Origin of the sequence: Bradyrhizobium tropiciagri, from assembly GCF_001189845.1 — a bacterium.
GTDB classification, from domain to species: domain Bacteria; phylum Pseudomonadota; class Alphaproteobacteria; order Rhizobiales; family Xanthobacteraceae; genus Bradyrhizobium; species Bradyrhizobium tropiciagri.
The window spans coordinates 18,337-35,668 of sequence record NZ_LFLZ01000020.1 but is presented as its reverse complement, the minus strand read 5'-3'; the positions used below and the strand labels follow the sequence as shown (position 1 = coordinate 35,668).

At 65.8% G+C, this 17,332-nt stretch carries 17 protein-coding genes; 9 read left to right on the top strand and 8 right to left on the bottom strand.

Annotation, left to right across the window (positions count from 1 at the left end; all coding sequences use genetic code 11):
* Positions 1-35: 35 nt before the first annotated feature.
* Together AKN84_RS17680 and AKN84_RS17675 are read right to left on the bottom strand one after the other, a co-directional pair.
* A complete protein-coding gene (locus AKN84_RS17680; RefSeq protein ID WP_050421955.1) occupies positions 36-293 on the bottom strand; it encodes a hypothetical protein in 258 nt (85 codons plus the stop codon).
* Between the two features lie 302 nt (positions 294-595).
* Positions 596-2,230, bottom strand: coding sequence for a winged helix-turn-helix domain-containing tetratricopeptide repeat protein (locus AKN84_RS17675; protein ID WP_050421954.1), 1,635 nt, complete (start codon positions 2,228-2,230; stop codon positions 596-598).
* A gap of 162 nt (positions 2,231-2,392) precedes the next feature.
* On the opposite strand from AKN84_RS17675, the gene AKN84_RS17670 reads away from it, so the two are divergent.
* Positions 2,393-2,635, top strand: a complete 243-nt coding sequence (locus AKN84_RS17670) for a DUF1127 domain-containing protein (protein ID WP_050421953.1) — start codon at positions 2,393-2,395, stop codon at positions 2,633-2,635.
* A gap of 375 nt (positions 2,636-3,010) precedes the next feature.
* On the opposite strand, the gene AKN84_RS17665 is transcribed toward AKN84_RS17670, so the two are convergent.
* The gene (locus tag AKN84_RS17665) at positions 3,011-3,436 is read right to left on the bottom strand and encodes a hypothetical protein (protein ID WP_050421952.1); all 426 of its coding nucleotides are present in this window, start codon (positions 3,434-3,436) and stop codon (positions 3,011-3,013) included.
* 76 nt (positions 3,437-3,512) lie between these two features.
* Complete coding sequence (locus AKN84_RS17660; RefSeq protein ID WP_244485236.1) at positions 3,513-4,391, bottom strand: S1 family peptidase; 879 nt, start codon at positions 4,389-4,391, stop codon at positions 3,513-3,515.
* A gap of 327 nt (positions 4,392-4,718) precedes the next feature.
* Between AKN84_RS17660 and AKN84_RS17655 the strand changes: the two genes are divergently transcribed.
* Together AKN84_RS17655 and AKN84_RS17650 are read left to right on the top strand one after the other, a co-directional pair.
* Positions 4,719-5,690 (top strand): SPFH domain-containing protein, encoded by a 972-nt coding sequence (locus tag AKN84_RS17655; RefSeq protein ID WP_128970939.1) that lies wholly within the window; start codon positions 4,719-4,721, stop codon positions 5,688-5,690.
* Positions 5,683-5,892 (top strand): type II toxin-antitoxin system antitoxin, encoded by a 210-nt coding sequence (locus AKN84_RS17650; RefSeq protein ID WP_050421950.1) that lies wholly within the window; start codon positions 5,683-5,685, stop codon positions 5,890-5,892. Before AKN84_RS17655 ends, AKN84_RS17650 begins: the two co-directional genes overlap by 8 nt.
* A gap of 277 nt (positions 5,893-6,169) precedes the next feature.
* Here AKN84_RS17650 and AKN84_RS17645 read toward each other — a convergent pair whose 3' ends face one another.
* Positions 6,170-6,616, bottom strand: coding sequence for a GYD domain-containing protein (locus AKN84_RS17645; RefSeq protein ID WP_244485234.1), 447 nt, complete (start codon positions 6,614-6,616; stop codon positions 6,170-6,172).
* 276 nt (positions 6,617-6,892) lie between these two features.
* Between AKN84_RS17645 and AKN84_RS17640 the strand changes: the two genes are divergently transcribed.
* Entirely contained in the window at positions 6,893-7,843 is a 951-nt protein-coding gene (locus tag AKN84_RS17640; protein WP_050421948.1) for an aldo/keto reductase, read from the top strand.
* Positions 7,844-8,048: 205 nt separating this feature from the next.
* On the opposite strand, the gene htpX is transcribed toward AKN84_RS17640, so the two are convergent.
* Both htpX and AKN84_RS17630 read right to left on the bottom strand, forming a co-directional pair.
* Entirely contained in the window at positions 8,049-8,981 is a 933-nt protein-coding gene (gene htpX / locus AKN84_RS17635) for a zinc metalloprotease HtpX (protein WP_050421947.1), read from the bottom strand.
* Positions 8,982-9,228: 247 nt separating this feature from the next.
* On the bottom strand, positions 9,229-10,881 hold the full coding sequence (locus AKN84_RS17630; RefSeq protein WP_050421946.1) for an ATP-binding protein: 1,653 nt from the start codon (positions 10,879-10,881) through the stop codon (positions 9,229-9,231).
* A gap of 214 nt (positions 10,882-11,095) precedes the next feature.
* On the opposite strand from AKN84_RS17630, the gene AKN84_RS17625 reads away from it, so the two are divergent.
* The 4 genes from AKN84_RS17625 (at position 11,096) to AKN84_RS17610 (ending at position 15,414) form a co-directional block, all read left to right on the top strand.
* On the top strand, positions 11,096-12,412 hold the full coding sequence (locus AKN84_RS17625) for a lytic murein transglycosylase (protein WP_050421945.1): 1,317 nt from the start codon (positions 11,096-11,098) through the stop codon (positions 12,410-12,412).
* A gap of 327 nt (positions 12,413-12,739) precedes the next feature.
* A complete protein-coding gene (locus AKN84_RS17620) occupies positions 12,740-13,243 on the top strand; it encodes a DUF1993 domain-containing protein (protein WP_050421944.1) in 504 nt (167 codons plus the stop codon).
* A gap of 131 nt (positions 13,244-13,374) precedes the next feature.
* Positions 13,375-14,235, top strand: coding sequence for an SDR family NAD(P)-dependent oxidoreductase (locus AKN84_RS17615; protein WP_050421943.1), 861 nt, complete (start codon positions 13,375-13,377; stop codon positions 14,233-14,235).
* A 75-nt stretch (positions 14,236-14,310) separates the two neighbouring features.
* On the top strand, positions 14,311-15,414 hold the full coding sequence (locus AKN84_RS17610; protein WP_050421942.1) for an alkene reductase: 1,104 nt from the start codon (positions 14,311-14,313) through the stop codon (positions 15,412-15,414).
* A gap of 164 nt (positions 15,415-15,578) precedes the next feature.
* Here AKN84_RS17610 and AKN84_RS17605 read toward each other — a convergent pair whose 3' ends face one another.
* Positions 15,579-16,049 (bottom strand): MarR family winged helix-turn-helix transcriptional regulator, encoded by a 471-nt coding sequence (locus AKN84_RS17605; RefSeq protein WP_430649913.1) that lies wholly within the window; start codon positions 16,047-16,049, stop codon positions 15,579-15,581.
* Positions 16,050-16,125: 76 nt separating this feature from the next.
* On the opposite strand from AKN84_RS17605, the gene AKN84_RS17600 reads away from it, so the two are divergent.
* Complete coding sequence (locus AKN84_RS17600) at positions 16,126-17,295, top strand: FAD-dependent oxidoreductase (RefSeq protein ID WP_050422023.1); 1,170 nt, start codon at positions 16,126-16,128, stop codon at positions 17,293-17,295.
* The last annotated feature ends 37 nt before the right edge of the window (positions 17,296-17,332 follow it).

Genomic DNA, 17,332 nt, shown 5'->3' with positions numbered 1-17,332 from the left:
GCAACGACCCTCCCCCTCCAGGGGAGGGTGAAGAGTCAATCCACCGGGGCAAAGGCCTTGCACCAGCCGTCCTTGCTGATCGAGCCCTCGACCACCTTGCAGCCATCGGGCGCGACGAACAGCGTGCACAGGCCGCAGGAGTAGATGCCGTTCGGCGTGTCCTGATACTCGGCCTGCGGTTTTGTCATTTTGTCGGAGGCCGCGGCGGCTCGCAGCAGGAGCGAGGCGGGAAGTCCTGCGATGGCAGTGCCGACGAAAGTGCGCCGCGAACGTCCGGGTTGGTGCTTGGCCATGGTGTTCACCCCATGCGTCGTCCCGGCCTAGTGCGCAATTGCGCACGGGGGGCCGGGACCCATACTCCATGACGGACATTGTAGGCGAGACTCTTCGTTGTCGTCCTGGCGAAAGCCAGGACCCATGACCACCGCATTCCGTGATGAACGGGATTGTGGCCCCCGCGTCGCGCAACAATGCGCATTTGAGCTAATGGGTCCTGGCTTTCGCCAGGACGACACCGGGGATGGTTCCTGCGGAGGCGGCAAGCCGGGCGATGACAGGTGTGAGATGGCCGAGCGGCACGACGGCGCTGCAGCCATCAATCGGGCAAACCCGCCTGCCGTAGCGCATCCGCATACTTCGCCACATCGTCGGGGTTACGGTACGGACCCAGCACGGTGGTCAGGGTCGACGGGCGTAGCGCCGGGTCGATCTCGTGCAATCGCGCCGCCAGTCTCCTTGCCTCGTCGCAACGTCCGGCAAGCACGCCGCTTGCGGCAGCGATACGCAACGCGGCGTGGCTATCCGGCCGGCTGCGCAACGCCATCGCCGCCCAGGCGAATGCTTCGTCATAGCGGCCGGCAAAGAAATGAGCATGGGCGGTGCCTTCCTGCGGCCAGAACTTACCCGGATCGACGGGGCTCAGCCGCATGGCGCGTGCAAAGTGCTCAATGGCCAGGTCTGCATCGCCGAGCCACAGCCGCGGCCAGCCGCTATGTGCCCACGCGGCGCCGAGGTTCGGATTCAGCGCCAGCGCGCGATCAATCATGGCGACGCCGTCATCGAGGTCCTTGGCGACATAGCCCAATGCATGCCCGACGTGCACGAATGCGATCGCGTCGTTCTTGCCCAGTTGCATCACGCAGCGGGCCAGCCTCCTGACTTCAGCGATCTCCTGATCACGATCGACGATCCAGCCGAACCCCTTGCGCACGGCGAAGCGCATCGCCGCAGCGCCGTAAGGCGTCGGGAATTCGGGATCAAGTTCAATCGCCCTGTAGAACAGGCGGAGCGCCGCTTCATTCCCCTGCTTCGTCCATCTGTAGGTTTCCGCCATTCCACGAAGATAGAGATCGTAGGCGCCCAGATTCTCCGTCGGCTTGCGCTTGGCATGCTCGAGCTCCGCCACATACACGTGGTCGGCGAGCACGGCGACGATGGTGCGCGCCACTTCGTCCTGGACCGCAAAGATGTCCTTCAACTCGCGATCGTAGCGCTCTGCCCAACGATGCGCCCCGGTCAGCGCATCGATCAGCTGCGCCGTGATCCGCACCTGCGCTCCGTCACGCCGAATACTGCCTTCAAGCAGGTAGCGCACACCAAGCTCCCGGCCGATCTGACGGATGTCGACGGCCTTGCCCTTGTATGTGAAGGACGAATTGCGGGCGATGACGAACAGCTCGGAGAAGCGTGACAGCTCGGTGATGATATCTTCGGTGATGCCGTCGCTGAAATAGTCCTGCTCCTTGTCCCCTGACAGATTGGCGAACGGCAGCACCGCGACGGACGGCAAGCAGCCTGGAGCGCCGGACGGCGCGTCCAACTCGCTCCGGATCTCGCGGTGGGGCAGCCATTCCGGGCCAACGAGTGGACTTGCGTTCTTGCCGTCCAGAGCCGTGGCTGGCGAACCGGCCGGAGCACCCTGCGCCCGTTGCACGACGCCGACAAAGCGGAAGCCTTGTCGCGGGAGCGTCCTGATCAGCCGTTGCGCTTGCCCGGAATCGCCGATTGCGTGCCGGGCAGCGTTCAGACGCGTCGTCACCGCCGCATCGGAAACGGCGCGTCCATCCCAGATCGCGTCGACAAGATCGTCCTTGCTGACGACGCGATCGGCGTTGCGGATAAAATAATCAAGCAGCGCGAAAACCTGCCGCGTCGTCGGGACAACCTCGAACCCGCGTCGCAGCTCGCGCCGCTCGGTATCCAGCGAATAATCTTCGAAGAAATAGCGCAAGGCACCATTCCCCAAATGGCCGTCCGCTCGCCCGAGGGCGCTCTCGTGCGGGCTGGCGCGGAAAGAGTAAGCCGCCGGTGAGGAAAATGTAAGCGACATGTCAAGCAGACCTGCCGGCGTCCTGCCACCGTGATGCGGAGACAAGCCGTCGGGAGATGTCCAATGGATACGCCCTACAATGTCGCCGGATCGCCGCAAGCGATTGCGCCGGCACGTTCGCGCTTTGCGGTCATCGGCAGGTACTGGACCGCCCTCCTGGATTGGGAGCTCCGCGTCCAGATACGGGACCGCCTGACCAATCTGAGCGACCGTGAGCTCAGGGATATCGGGATTGCGCGCGGAGAGATCGACTACGTCGCCTCGCATCGCGCGACCGACCCGCGAGGCGCCGTCTATCGGCCATGAGCAGAGGTGCCCGGCTTCGGGCGACGTCAGCGATCAGCATTGCAAAGAGGCCGCCTCATGCCGGCACCAAAGAGCCCTGACGAGACGATCGAGCAGACAGTCTCCGCATTTCGAGTCCAGCCTGACTGGTATGAGGAACACTGGCTGCGGCCGACGACGGCCACGCCGTCCGGTCCAGCGAGTTGGCTGCGTCCAACGTCTTGGCTGCTTACGCCATCTTGTCGGCGAGCCATGGCGGCAGCGGTAACGACATTCCGCAGAGCCGGCAGGTTGGCCGCCGCCATGGCGGCAGGCCGTAATGACAGCGAACCGTTGGATCGCCATCTCGATCGAGGTCTAGAATTGCCTGCGGCGACACCGCGCGATTGAAGCAGCTCAAGGTTTACGCAAATTGAGCGAGAAGCGCAGGTTGAGCGGCTGTAACATTTCCGGCGGCGGTGCCTCGCCGACATTGCCGCGCTTCAGGATGGTGCGAAGATCCTCGGTCGCACCGGCATCATTGAAGGCGGGAAAATTGACGCGCTCGACGGTGCCGTCCGGGTTGAGCCAGGCGCGGACCACGAGCGTCGGCGGCGGCCCGTTCTCCTTGCCGGAATGCTCGATCACCCAGTTGCGGAAGCGATTGGCGACCGTCTCGTCGGCCGCGATCCATTCCTCGAACCGGTATTTGACCAGCTTGGCGAACTGCGCCCATGACGGCGGCGCCTGTTCGGGATTGCGAAAGTCTTGGGCATGGCCTGGCGCCGGTGAGAAGACCAGCAGGCCGAACGAGAGCACGAGCGTGCCCCGCAGAATGAGCATGGTTCTGGACAAGGGTTGACCGCAGACAGCAGGCTGACAGGACGACGCGAGAGCGTCCGCGGGAGCAACTAGTCGCTCATTGTTGCAAGCATGTGACGCGCGCCGAGATGCTGGCGGCGCGATGCGCGCGTGACGCGGTGCCGCTCATCTGCGGCCGGTCGTCCTCCTGGAAGCGCACGCCGTGGGCGGCGAGAAAGGACTTGGCGTGCGCGGCATCGACCGCCAGCACGCGATCGATCGTGGTCCTGCGGCTCACCACGCCTTCGACGAGGCCGCGGGAATCCAGCACCGGTGCACCGCTGGTGCCGAAGGTGACATTCGAGCGCAGCACGAGATGCTCGGGATCGCGCAGCGTGGTGTCGACGAACGCATTGCCGAGCGATCCGCCATGCGCCAGCATCGGCTTCAGCCGGTCATAAGCCTCTGCAAACACCATGTCATTGGCGACGGACGCGCTGGCGCGCGGAAATACCGCTGCGAGGCCCAGCGTGCGCGGGACCTTGATCAGGGCAATGTCGCTCGCGGCCAGCGCCACGACGCGCGCTGCAACGGCGCGGCCCTCCTTGCTGATGACAATACGGGCGCAGTCCGCGACCGCGTGACGCGCGGTCAGCATGTGGCCGAGATCGTCGACAAAGAACGCGGTGCCGTCGAGCCGCTGGCTGACGGCAGGCGGGCTGTCGACGTCGCGCGCCAGCGGCTTCGCTGCCTCCATCTGCCGCACCGGTTGAAACGACGAGAACGGCACCTGCGCCGCGGCCTCGCGCAGCGCCAAGCCGGTGAGCGCGCAACCGATCACGATACCGCAGGCCAGCCGGATCATGCAGACAGGCAATTTCGCGCGCGTCGCCGATGCCGCGCGGCCAACAATCGAAGCCGAGTGATGCACCTTAAGACCCCAACCCCGCCCGATGTCGCCGCGCAGACCGCGCGCCAGCAATGTCTGTACATACACCGCACTCTCTACTTCATTTCGCGCGGCGTAGCGGATTTTCCGAGGCGGCATTTTGTCGGCGATCCAAGGCGATCCAAGGCGATCCAGGCACGCGCGGCGCAATGCACACTGCTCGGCTTGAGCGGGGATCGCAGACCCGGGTGATGGCCGTGCGCCGATCCAGCCTGAACTACCCGGGCTCCGTCGGCGGCCCGCCTATGTGATTGCTCTGACTGGAGAATAGGCCGATCGCGGCATCGTCAAATGGCAACCTCCTTCCGTCCGCGCTCATTTTATGATATCAAAAAATATCAGCAATTATGCTGGATGCATCAGGGGTTTGCTCCCATGACCATGCAAGACCATTCCGCTTCAGGCCTTTCCACAATCAAGGTCAGGGTCGACGACCGCCCGGCCATCCTCGTCGGCAGCGGCTATGTCGCGCTTCTGCTCGCGCTGTTCTTTCTCGTACTCACAGTCTGGTGCGGCTACGGCGCGTTCATGCACGCCTCGACCTGGTCGCTGCTCGGCGCGCTGCTGAGCCTGGTCGTCACCATCCTGTTCGGCTCGTCGATCTACTCGCTGCAGCCGAACGAGAGCGCGGTGCTGACGCTGTTCGGCGCCTATGCCGGCACGGATTCCGCGCCGGGGCTGCGGGCCACCGTGCCGTTGTTCAAGATCGCGAAAGTATCGCAACGCGTCCGCTACCATGAATGCGGCAAGCTGAAGGTCAACGATCTGATCGGCAACCCGATCGAGATCGGCGCCGTGGTGGTCTGGCGTGTCGACAACAGCGCCAAGGCGATCTTCCAGATCGACGACTATGCCGACTTCGTCGGCGCGCAAACGGAATCGGCGCTGCGCCACATCGCCGGCCGCCATCCCTATGATTTCGACGAGGCGGTTACGCATGCCGGTCCCGAGGAGGCCGTCAGCCACGACCAGGTGGCCGCACGCACGCTGTCGCTGCGCGAGAGCGGCGACCAGGTCACCAACGAGCTGATCGTCGAACTCAAGGAGCGTCTTGCCGTTGCCGGCGTGACCATCAACGAAGCGTGGATCAACCATCTCGCCTACGCGCCGGAGATCGCTCCGGTGATGCTGCGCCGCCAGCAGGCGAGCGCGGTGATCGCCGCGCGCAAGCTTGTGGTGTCAGGCGCGGTCGACATCGTCAAGGAAGCGCTCGACAAGCTGAAGGAACAGACCGACATCGATCTCGACCCCGAACGCAAGGCGGCCATGGTGTCGAACCTGCTGGTCGTGCTGGTCTCCGACAAGGATGCAACGCCGGTCGTCAACACCGGGACACTGTATGCCTAAGCGCGGGCGCCCGAAGGGGCCGGACAAGGAGCCGATCCTGCTGCGGCTCGGCAGCCCGCTGCTCGACATCCTCGACCGGCTGGCCGCCGCAGAATTCCGCTCGCGCCAGGGCCAGATCGAGAAGCTGCTGCACGAGGCGCTGGTCCGGCGCGGCGCCTGGCCACCCAAGGCGGAGGCGGAAGAGGAATCGGACTCCAGCTGACACGCCAGCGGCCGCGACGCCGGCGTGAAGTCAGATGCCGCAGCAGCTCGGCTACGCGCTGCGAGCGAGGGAGCGGACGTCGCGCGACGGCACAACCGGCCGGGGCTAATGCGAGCCAGCATGCGCGCGCGACATCCGCCCGAGCTAATGCCCATCCGTTGACGCGCCCCGGATCAGCGACACGCAACGGCCCCGCCTCCGCGCGGGACGCTGCGAAGCGCCGCCGCGCGAGAGTGACATCAGATCGATCTGCGCCGCGTTTGGTCGTCCGTGGCCGTCAGCTGCCCGGCGGCGAGTAGGCAGCCTTGAGCTTGGCCGCGTGCTGACGCACGACCTTGATCTCGTCCTGGGTAAACAGCCGGACCAGCTTCACGTTCTGGATGGCGCCAGCCGCGACGACGACGCCAGTAATGGCAGGCGCGACGGTCGGATCCGGAACGTCGAAGATCACCATCACGCTGGGGCCGTCGACCGCCATGCTGTACATCGAAATCAACTTGCCGCCGGCCGCCTCGATCAACTTCTCGGCCGCCTCCAATCGATTGGTGGTCGGGTTCTCCATGATGTTGTTGATCGCACGCGGCGTGTATTCCCCTGAGAGGCAGAAATGCATGGCAATCCCTCCATCGTTGTCTGGGAATGAAAAGGCATTCACCCGGGCGTCGCCCAGGCCAGAAGAAGATTTCGTACTGAAATGAAGAAGAAAGGGCCTGCCGATGGCCACGAGCGCTGCCGCTCATTCTCCGGAATTCGGCGTAACCGGTGGCAGCTCGCCGCGCAATCTACATCAAGTGCACGGCAAATGAAATCGCGTTCCTGCGCGACGAATGAATCGATCGACGATCGATGCCGCACGGAGGGGCAGCGCGCCTGACCTGACGCGCGCGCGTCACCTCACGGCATCTCCGCCTCGGCTTGTCGTGACGGCACAGCGCCTTGCAAACACTGGCGATCTGCCTCAGTGTCCGCGTCTCCCGCAAGAACAAGAGAAAGAACACTCATGAAGCATCGTCCGCTCGGCCGCTCCGGCCTCACCGTCCCTCCCCTCTGCTTCGGCTGCAATGTGTTCGGCTGGACGGTCGACGAAGCCTCGTCGTTTCGCCTGCTCGATACCGTGCTCGATCAGGGGCTGACATTCCTGGATACGGCCGACGTCTATTCGCGCTGGGTGCCGGGCCATCACGGCGGCGAGTCCGAGACGATCATCGGCAAATGGATGAAGGCGCGCGGCAACCGCAACCGTGTCATCCTCGCCACCAAGGTCGGCATGGACATGGGAGGCGGCAATGTCGGGCTGAAGCCGGACTACATCGCACGCGCCGTCGAGGACTCGCTGCGACGGCTGCAGACCGATCACATCGACCTCTACCAGTCCCACAAGGACGACGAGACGACGGCGCAGGAAGAGACCCTCGCGGCCTACGACAAACTGATCAAGGCCGGCAAGGTCAGGGCGATCGGCGCCTCGAACTTCTCGCCGGAGCGGCTGCAGGCTGCACTCGATATTTCCAAAGCGAACAACCTTCCCCGCTACGAGAGCATGCAGCCCGAATACAGCCTGGCGGAGCGGTCGAGCTACGAAGGCGCGCTGCAACGCGTCTGTGTGGAGAACGACGTCGGCGTGATCACGTTCTTCTCGCTGGCCGCAGGATTCCTGACCGGCAAATATCGCTCGGAGAGCGACTTCGCCAAGAGCCCGCGCGGGACGCGCAGCATTCCAAAATACATGAACCCGCGCGGCATGCGCATTCTGGCCTCTCTCGACGAGGTCGCCGCCGAGACCCGCGCCGAGCCGGCCGCGGTTGCGCTTGCCTGGCTGATGGCCAAGCCCGGCATCACCGCTCCGATTGCCAGCGCCACCAGGCCCGAGCAGGTCACGACGCTGGTTGCGGCGGCGAACCTCGCGCTGAGCAAGGACCAGGTCGCACGGCTGGACGCCGCGAGCGCGTAGCTACGGCCTCTGCTTCACCTCGCCCCGCGTGCGGGGAGAGGTCGGAACGCATCGTTAGATGCGTTCCGGGTGAGGGGGATTCTCCGCGAATGCAACTATCATCATACGCGCGGAGACAGCCCTCACCCCAACCCTCTCCCCGTAAGAACGGGGCGAGGCGGCGCACCGCCTTCGCGGCCTCTGTCCAACCTGCTCTTATGTTACTCTAACCCCACGGCCCGCGCTGGCCCGATGCTCCGCCCCACGGGCTGCGCGGCGGGTAGCTCGCACCAGTGGGGCGCGGCGCGGTCTGGGTGCCGAGCTCGGCGGCGAGCTGCTGCAGCGCAGCGATGCGGTTCGCGGTCGAGGGATGGGTGGCGAACAGATTGTCGACGCCGTGGCCCGACAGCGGATTGATGATGAACATGTGCGCGGTGGCCGGATTGCGCTCGGCTTCCATGTTCGGCACCTGATGCGCCGAATTCTCGATCTTCGCGAGCGCCGACGCCAGCCACATCGGCTGGCCGACGATACGCGCACCATAATTGTCGGCGGCGTATTCGCGGGTGCGGCTGATCGCCATCTGCACCAGCATGGCGCCGAGCGGCGCCAGGATCATCATCGCGATCGAGCCGACGATGCCGGGGCCGTTGCTGTTGCGGTTGCCGCCGAAGAACATGCCGAACTGCGCCAGCATCGAGATCGCGCCGGCGATCGTCGCCGTGATCGTCATGGTCAGCGTGTCGTGATGCTTGATATGCGCGAGCTCGTGCGCGATCACGCCGGCGAGCTCCTCGCGGCTGAGCTGCTGCATCAACCCCGTGGTGACGGCAACCGCCGCGTTCTCCGGATTGCGGCCAGTCGCGAACGCATTGGGCTGCGCCTCGTCCATCACGAATACGCGCGGCATCGGGAGCGCCGCGCGCTGCGCGAGCTCGGCGACGAGATTGTAGAGTTCGGGCGCCGAGCGCGCATCGACCTGATGGGCGCCGTACATCGACAGCACCATGCGATCGGAATTCCAGTAGGTGAACAGATTTGTCGCAGCCGCGACGATCAGCGCGATCACGGCGCCGGTGCCGCCGCCGATCAGATAGCCGACGCCCATGAACAGCGCGGTGAGGCCGGCAAGCAGGAGCGCGGTACGAAAATAGTTCATCGTGGTTCCCTGACGGCAGGTGGAATGCTGCCACAATCGACGCCGCTGAGGTAGGGATTTTGGCGCCGGCGTCGCAAGAGGAAGGCGTGCGTCGCAGCGACGCGGCGCGGGTTAACGATTGGTCATGTGCGCCGATCCGTAGCCCGGATGGAGCGCAGCGAAATCCGGGAGCGGTGCCTCACCTCACGACCTGATCCCGGATTATGCTTCGCTTCATCCGGGCTACACGCCCGCTACGGAAGCGCGCCTACTCCGCCGGCTCCTGCGCGAGCCGTGTCTGCCGCTCGCGCAGCGCAACCCGCAGCATGCGGGCGAGCTGGGCCCGGCTGTAGGGCTTTCCGAGGAACAGGATGCCCTGCTCGAGCTTGCCGTCCTGATCGATCGCGTTCTCGGTGTAGCCTGACGTGAACAGCACGCGCAGGCCGGGGCGGCGCCGCTCGGCCTCGGTGGCGAGGTCGCGCCCGTTCATCGCGCCGGGCATGATGACGTCGGTGAACAGGAGATCGACCGGCGCGCCGCTGTCGAGCACGGCGAGCGCCTCGGCACCGCTATTGGCCGCCAGCGTGGTGTAGCCGAGGCTCTCGATCTGGGTCAGCACATAGGAGCGCACCAGCCTGTCGTCCTCGACGACGAGCACGATCTCCCGCGCGCCGCGTGCCTCCGGCTGCCGCAGCTCGGGCACCGCGGCCGGTGAGACCGCGGCCGCACGCGGCAGAAACAGCATGACCCTGGTGCCGCGGCCGAGCTCGCTGTCGAGCACGATGTGCCCGTTCGACTGCTTGACGAAGCCGTAGACCATGCTGAGGCCCAGCCCGGTGCCCTTGCCGACGTCCTTGGTGGTGAAGAACGGCTCGAACACCTTGGCGAGATCGGCTTCCGTGATGCCCTGGCCGTTGTCGATCAGCGCGATCGCGACGTAATCGCCGGCGGCAAGCCCGTCATGGCCGTGCACGTCAGACGGCTTGAGCTCCGCGGTGCGGGTCTCGATCCGCAGCCGGCCGCCCTTCGGCATCGCGTCGCGCGCGTTGAGCGCGAGATTGATGATCGCGGTGACCAGCTGGTTGGAATCGACCAGCGCGCGCGGCAGGTCGGGCATCGGGCGAAAATCGATATCGACATGATCGCCAATGGTCGGCTGCAGCAGCTCGATGGTGTCGACCATCAACGCGTTGACGTCGACGTCGCTCGGCTGCAGCGGCTGCTTGCGCGCGAACGCCAGCAGATGCCGCGTCAGCGATGCGCCGCGCTCGGCGGCGTCGCGGATCAGGGCGGTGATCTCGGCGAGCTGGCGGTTGTGGGTGACCGCCTCGGCCAGGATGTCGATGGTGCCGGTGATGACGGTGAGGATGTTGTTGAAATCGTGCGCGATGCCGCCGGTGAGCTGGCCGACGGCCTCCATCTTCTGCGCCTGGCGGATCTTGCTCTCGTTGACCTCCGCCTCGCGGAAGCGCTCGAGCAGGAATTCGGAGTGCTGGCGCTGCCGCCCTTCCTCGGCGAGCGCGACATGCGCCTCGCGCAGCTGCGCCTCGGTCGGGATCGCGAGGATCCTCGGGATCAGCGGCCACAGCAGCACCGCGGTGAAGATCGAGGCGATTGCGGTCAGCGCCTTGAGCAGGCCTTCGAGACCGTAGATCGGCACCCACAGCGTGTAGATCGAGAACACATGCGTGAGGCCGCAGGCGAGGATGAAGGCGGCGAACGGCCAGGCCATCCAGCCGAACTGGAAGTCGCGCCGCTTGGAGACGAGGATCGCGAGCGCAAACGGGATCGAGAAATACGAAGCGGCAATGATGGCGTCTGAAATCACGTGCAGCCAGATCAGCTCCGGCTCCCACAACAGGCAGATGCCGTGTGGCGAAAATGTCGACGAATCCAACAGACGCTCGAGAAAACTCCACATGGGTCCCTCCGGGCGTGATCGATCCGCCGACACCCCTGCCCACGAATCACCTGGGCCCGATCATAGCGGCGGCTCTTCGACCTGCCGAAGCCCAATTGGTCTAACAGGCGCCCCCGTTGTTGCCCGGTGTCGCCCTGGTGTATGCAGGATGAGTTTTATCCCCCTATTCAAGCCGGTGATATCGATGCCAGCATCTCCCCTCCGCGCCCCGATCATGATCGCAGCGATCGTGGGGGCGCTGGCGCTCTCCTCGCTGGGTCATGCACAGCAGCTGCTGCCCAGTCCCGCAGGTCCGGCGCCGGCCAGGGCGCGCCCGGCGGCCGTGGTCTCACCGCGAGCTGCGTCCTGCCACAACGGGCAAAACTTCGATCGCTTCCTCGCCGAGCTGAAGCAGAAGGCGGTGGCCGCCGGCGTCTCGCAGCGCACGATCGCGGAGGCCGCGCCGTACCTGGTCTACGATCAGGGCATCGTCAACCGCGACCGCGGCCAGCGCGTGTTCGGACAGATCTTCACTCAGTTTGCCGGCCGCATGGCCGCGAATTATCGCATGCAGCAGGGCCAGCAATACATCCGGACCTATGCGGCCGCATTCGCCCGCGCCGAGAAGGAGTACGGCGTGCCGCCGGCTGTCATCGCGGCGTTCTGGGGACTGGAGAGCGATTTCGGCGTCCAGATGGGCAATCTGCCAACGCTGAAGTCGCTGGTGTCGCTGGCCTATGACTGCCGCCGCTCGGAGATGTTCCAGGGCGAGACCATCGCGGCGCTGAAGATCATCGAGCGTGGCGACCTCTCGCCCGACGAGATGATCGGCTCATGGGCCGGCGAGCTCGGGCAAACGCAATTCCTGCCGACGCACTACTTCAACTATGCCGTCGACTATGACGGCGACGGCCATCGCAATCTGCTCGCGAGCGGCCCCGACGTGATCGGCTCGACCGCGAACTACATCGCCAACGGATTGAAGTGGCGGCGCGGCGAGCCGTGGCTGCAAGAGGTGCGCGTGCCGCAGGCCGCGAATTTTCCGTGGGACCAGGCCGACCTCACCATCAAGCTGCCGCGCTCGAAATGGGTGGCGCTCGGCGTCACCCTGACCGACGGCAAGGCTCTGCCGAATGACGAGCTGCCGGCCTCGCTGCTGCTGCCGATGGGCCGGATGGGCCCGGCGTTCCTCGCTTATCCGAATTTCGCCGCCTACACCGAGTGGAATAACTCGCTGATCTACTCGACCACCGCCGGTTATCTCGCCGGCCGCATCGCGGGCGCACCGCCGATGCAGCGGCCGCACGCCCCGGTCGCGCAGCTGCCGTTTGGCGAGATCAAGGAGCTGCAGGCGCTCTTGGCGCGCGCCGGCTACGACGTCGGCAAGATCGACGGCGTGCTCGGCCAAGCGAGCCGCAGCGCGGTGAAGGCGATGCAGATGAAATACGGCCTGCCGGCGGATTCCTGGCCGACCGCGGAGCTGCTCGCGCGGATGCGCGGCGGCGGCCGCGCCCAGCCGGCCGCGGACGCCGCGATGCCGGGGATGCGGTAGTCTCGCTGGCTATTTCCGTAGCCCCGAAGCGAAATCCGGGAACGCAACCGACATGGCTCCCGGATTACGCTGCGCTTCATCCGGGCTACGCAGTCTTTCCCGTCACCCTGAGGTGCGAGCGGAGCGAGCCTCGAAGGGTCGACGGCCACCAGCCGGGCCGTGCATCCTTCGAGACGCCGCTTTGCGGCTCCTCAGGATGACGGAAAACAAAGAAATATTTGACCAAGTGTTACAGCTCCCCGCAGTTGTATTCTTCCAACCGCGGCCCCATTTGCAGCATCGCCGTTCGGTAACATCCGGACTTTCATCAGCACCAGGGAGCATCACATGTCCTTCCATGACGCCGTCGTCCCCGCATATTTGCAGATCCTGAGCAGCCTCACCGGCGAGTTGACCAAGGCCGAGGCGCATTGCGAGGCGAAGAAGATCGCGCCCGAGGTGCTGCTGGGATCGCGGCTCTATCCCGACATGCTGCCGCTGACCAAGCAGATCCAGCTGGTCTGCGACCACGCCGCACGCGGCTGCGCGCGCCTGACCCACAGCGAAGTGCCATCGACGCCCGACACCGAGAAGAGTTTTGGCGAACTGAAGCAGCGGCTGGCGAAGACCATCGACTATGTGAAGTCGTTCAAGCCGGAGCAGTTCGACGGCGCCGACGCAAGAGACGTCACCTTCCCGATCGGCCCCGACCGCACCATGACCTTGAAGGGTCAGCAATTCCTCAGCGCGTTCTCGTTCCCGAACTTCTATTTCCACGCGGTGACCGCGCACGGCATCCTGCGCCACAACGGCGTCGAGGTCGGCAAGCGCGACTTCCTCGGCGCGAGCTGACGCGCTTCGCGCGTCATATTCCCCGTCGCGGGATTTTCCGCCTTCGCCAAGGCTTCGGCACGACACGTCGCCTCGCGCGCGCCGTCATGCTACTGCTCCCTGACAACAACAAGACGTCAGGGAGCACGCCAATGTCGACCACAACCCACGCACCGAAAGCCATCGATCCCTCCTCGTCGCTGCACGCCGAGGCGCTCGGATTGGCGAAGAACCACGGCCGCCTCGGCGGCCGCCGTATCATCGTGGTCGGTGCAGGACAGCGCACAACCGTCGACGAGGAACCGCCTATCGGCAACGGCCGCGCCATGAGCGTGCTGTTCGCGCGCGAGGGCGCCGCGGTCGCCTGCCTCGACGTCAACAAGGAGGCTGCCGACGCCACCGTCGCGCAGATCACCAAAGAAGGCGGCAAGGCCTTCACCGATGTGGTCGATGTCTCCGACGCCGCGGCGATCGGGCCCGCGGTCGAACGCTGTGCGCAAAAGCTCGGCGGGCTGGACGGGCTGGCGCTGAATGTCGGCATCTCCTCCGGCCTGTCATTGCCCAAGATGACGCCGGAGGCCTGGGACCGCGACTACGCCGTCAATGTCCGCAGCCACATGCTGTTCGCGCAGCAGGCACTCGAGCTGATGGCGCCGGGCGGCGCGATCATCCTGATCTCATCGATGGCGAGCCAGCGCGCCGGCGGCCGCAACCCGGCCTATGAATCCTCCAAGGCGGCGCAGATCGCGCTCGGCCGAGCGATCGCGCGGGCCGGCGAGGACAAGGGCATTCGCTGCAATGTGATCGCGCCCGGCTTCATGGACACCCCGATGGGCCGCGACGCCAGCCGCAGGCGATCGGACCGCGCCGTGACAGTGCCATTCGGCCGTCAGGGCACCGGCTGGGAGGTCGCCTATTCTGCGCTGTTCCTGATTTCGAATGAATCCTCCTATGTGAACGCGCACACCCTGTTCCTCGATGCCGGCCACATGGGCGGAATCGTGCGCGGCTGATCTGCGGACGGGCCATTGCGCTCGTCGCCGCAATGCACAACTCTCCCTCATCGATCATTGTCTGGAACATTTCACATGAGCCAATCGACCAAACTCCTCGAGCCCTACAAGCTGGGCGCGCTGACCTTGCCGAACCGCCTGGTGATGGCGCCGCTGACGCGCAACCGCGCGGTGCCGCCCGGCATGGTGCCGAGCCCGCTCGCGGTGGACTATTACGGCCAGCGCGCCTCCGCCGGCCTCCTGATCACCGAGGCGAGCCAGGTCTCGCAGCAGGGCCAGGGCTATCAGGACACGCCCGGCATCTATTCGAAGGAACAGGTCGAAGCCTGGCGCAAGGTCACCGATCGCGTGCACGAGCGCGGCGGCCGTATCTTCATCCAGATCTGGCATGTCGGCCGCATCTCGCATACCTCGCTGCAGCCGAATGGCGGCGCACCGGTGGCGCCGAGCGCGATCCGCGCCAAGACCAAGACCTTCGTGAACGGCACCTTCGCCGACGTGTCCGAGCCGCGCGCGCTGGAGCTGTCGGAAATCCCCGGGATCATCGAGGACTTCAAGCGCGGCACCGCGAACGCGCTGGCGGCCGGCTTCGACGGCGTCGAGATCCACGGCGCCAACGGCTATCTGCTCGACCAGTTCGCCAGGGACAGCACCAACAAGCGCACCGACGCCTATGGCGGCTCGATCGAGAAACGCGCGCAGCTGATGCTGGAAGTCTCCAAGGCGGTCGCCAAGGAGGCCGGCGCCGACCGCACCGGCATCCGCATCTCGCCGGTGACGCCGGCCAACGACGTCTCCGATTCCAATCCGCAGCCGCTGTTCGACCACATCGTCGACCAGCTCAACGCACTGAAGCTGACTTATATACACGTCATCGAGGGCGCGACCGGTGGCCCGCGCGACAACGTGGCCTTCGACTACGCCTCGCTGCGCAAGCGCTTCAAGCAGACTTACATCGCCAACAACGGCTACGACTTCGCGCTGGCGGAGAAGGTGCTGGAGGCAGGTGCGGCCGATTTGATCGCGTTCGGCAAGCCGTTCATCTCCAACCCCGATCTGGTGGAGCGGCTGAAGGCCGGCGCCCCGCTCAACGAATGGGACAAGGCGACCTTCTACGGCGGCGGCGCCAAGGGCTACACGGATTACCCGACGCTGAAGGCGACCGAACCGGCGGAGTAGAGTCAGCCTCGCTCCCTCGCAATCGTCATTGCGAGGAGCGAAGCGACGAAGCAATCCATGCTTCGTATTATGCTGCGAGGTGGATTGCTTCGCTTCGCTCGCAATGACGGGAACAGAAAGGCCGGGATCGCTCCCGGCCTTTTCTTGTGCGCGGCATTGCGATCCTACGCGTCGACTGCTTCGCCGCTCTCGACCTCCTCCGCGACCATGCGATCGAGGTTTTGATTCAGCCGCCGCAGCAGATCGAGCAACGTTGCGGCTTCGGCCGCGCTGAAGCCGGCCAGCGCCTGATCCTGGTTGCGATGGAGCGCCTTGCGCGCGGCCGGCAATTTCGCCCTCGCCGCCTTGGTCAGCGCGACCTGCTGGCTGCGGCCATCGCCCGGCATCGGCGTGCGCTGGATGAGGCCATCGCGCTCCATCCGCGCCAGGATCTGGGCCATCGACGGCTGCTCGACCTTCGCGGCGCGGGCGAGATCGCGCTGCGACATCGCCTTGCCGTCGCGCAACAGATAGAGCACCGGCAACTGGCCGATGCTGAAGCCGTGCGGCTTCACCCGCCGCTCGCCGAGCCGCAGGAAGCTGCGCGAGGCCATGTTGACCAGCGGCGCGGGGCGGTCGAACAGATCCCAATCGATCACGACATCACCATTTACATAGGCACCTATTTATACTAGATAGGTACCTATGTATCCTGATGTGCGCGTGGTGTCCATGAGTTCGCAACCAATTCGCATTGCTATCGTCGGCGGCGGCCCCGGAGGCCTGACGCTGGCCCGCCTGCTGCATATCGCCGGTATCGCGGCCACGGTGTTCGAGCGGGAGAGCTCGGCGACTGAGCGGCCGCAAGGCGGCACGCTGGACCCGCATGCCGAGAGCGGCCAGCTCGCCTTGGCGCGCGCCGGGCTCACCGACGGCTTCCGGCGCATCGCACGTTACGAGGACCAGGGCAGCCGGCTTTACGACAGCGACGGCCGGCTGCTGCTCGCGGACGACGACATGACCGGCGACCGTCCCGAGGTCGACCGCACCGCACTCCGCGATCTCCTGCTGCAATCATTGCCGCCGGATGCCGTCCGCTGGGATCGCGGCCTGCGCGAGGTCACGCCACGCCATGACGGACGTTACGATCTCGTCTTCGACGACGCGCGCGAAGGGCCGTTCGATCTCGTGATTGGCGCCGACGGCGCGTGGTCGCGGGTGCGGCCGCTGGTGTCGCGCTATCGGCCGCAATATAGCGGACTGACCTTCATCGAGTTCGGCATCGACGACGTCGATCGACGCTACCCGGTGCTGTCGCAGCTGGTCGGCCGCGGCAAGATGGGCGCGGAGAGCGCCGGCCGCAACCTGATCGTCCAGCGCAACGGCAACGCCCATCTGCGCGGTTACGCGATCTTCCGCGTGCCGCTCGAATGGGCCGAACGGCGCTTCGACGTCACCTCGCCATCCGGCATGCGCCAGGCGCTGCTCGGCGAATTCGCCGGCTGGGCTGACGCCCTGCTCGACCTGTTCCGCGCCAGCGGCGATCAGTTCGCGCTCCGCCCGATTCACGCGCTGCCGGTCGGCCATCACTGGACCAACCGGCCCGGTGTCACCTTGCTCGGCGACGCCGCGCATCTGATGTCACCGTTCGGCGGTGAAGGCGTCAACGCCGCGATGCTGGATGCGGCGGAACTGGCGGGGCACCTCGTGGGATCGCCGGATTGGCGCGAGGCGGTCCGCGCTTATGAGGCCGAGATGTTCGCGCGCGTCGCTGGGCCCGCCGGCGAGGCCGCCGAAGCCGCCGCGACCGAACTGTCGCATATCAGCCAGCAACTGACGCTGGCGCAGCACCATGCGCACATGCAGGTGCGCGCTGCGGCTGGACAATCCGCGGCGCGATAGACGCTGGCCATGCCCTCCGGCGCCGCATAGCATGGAG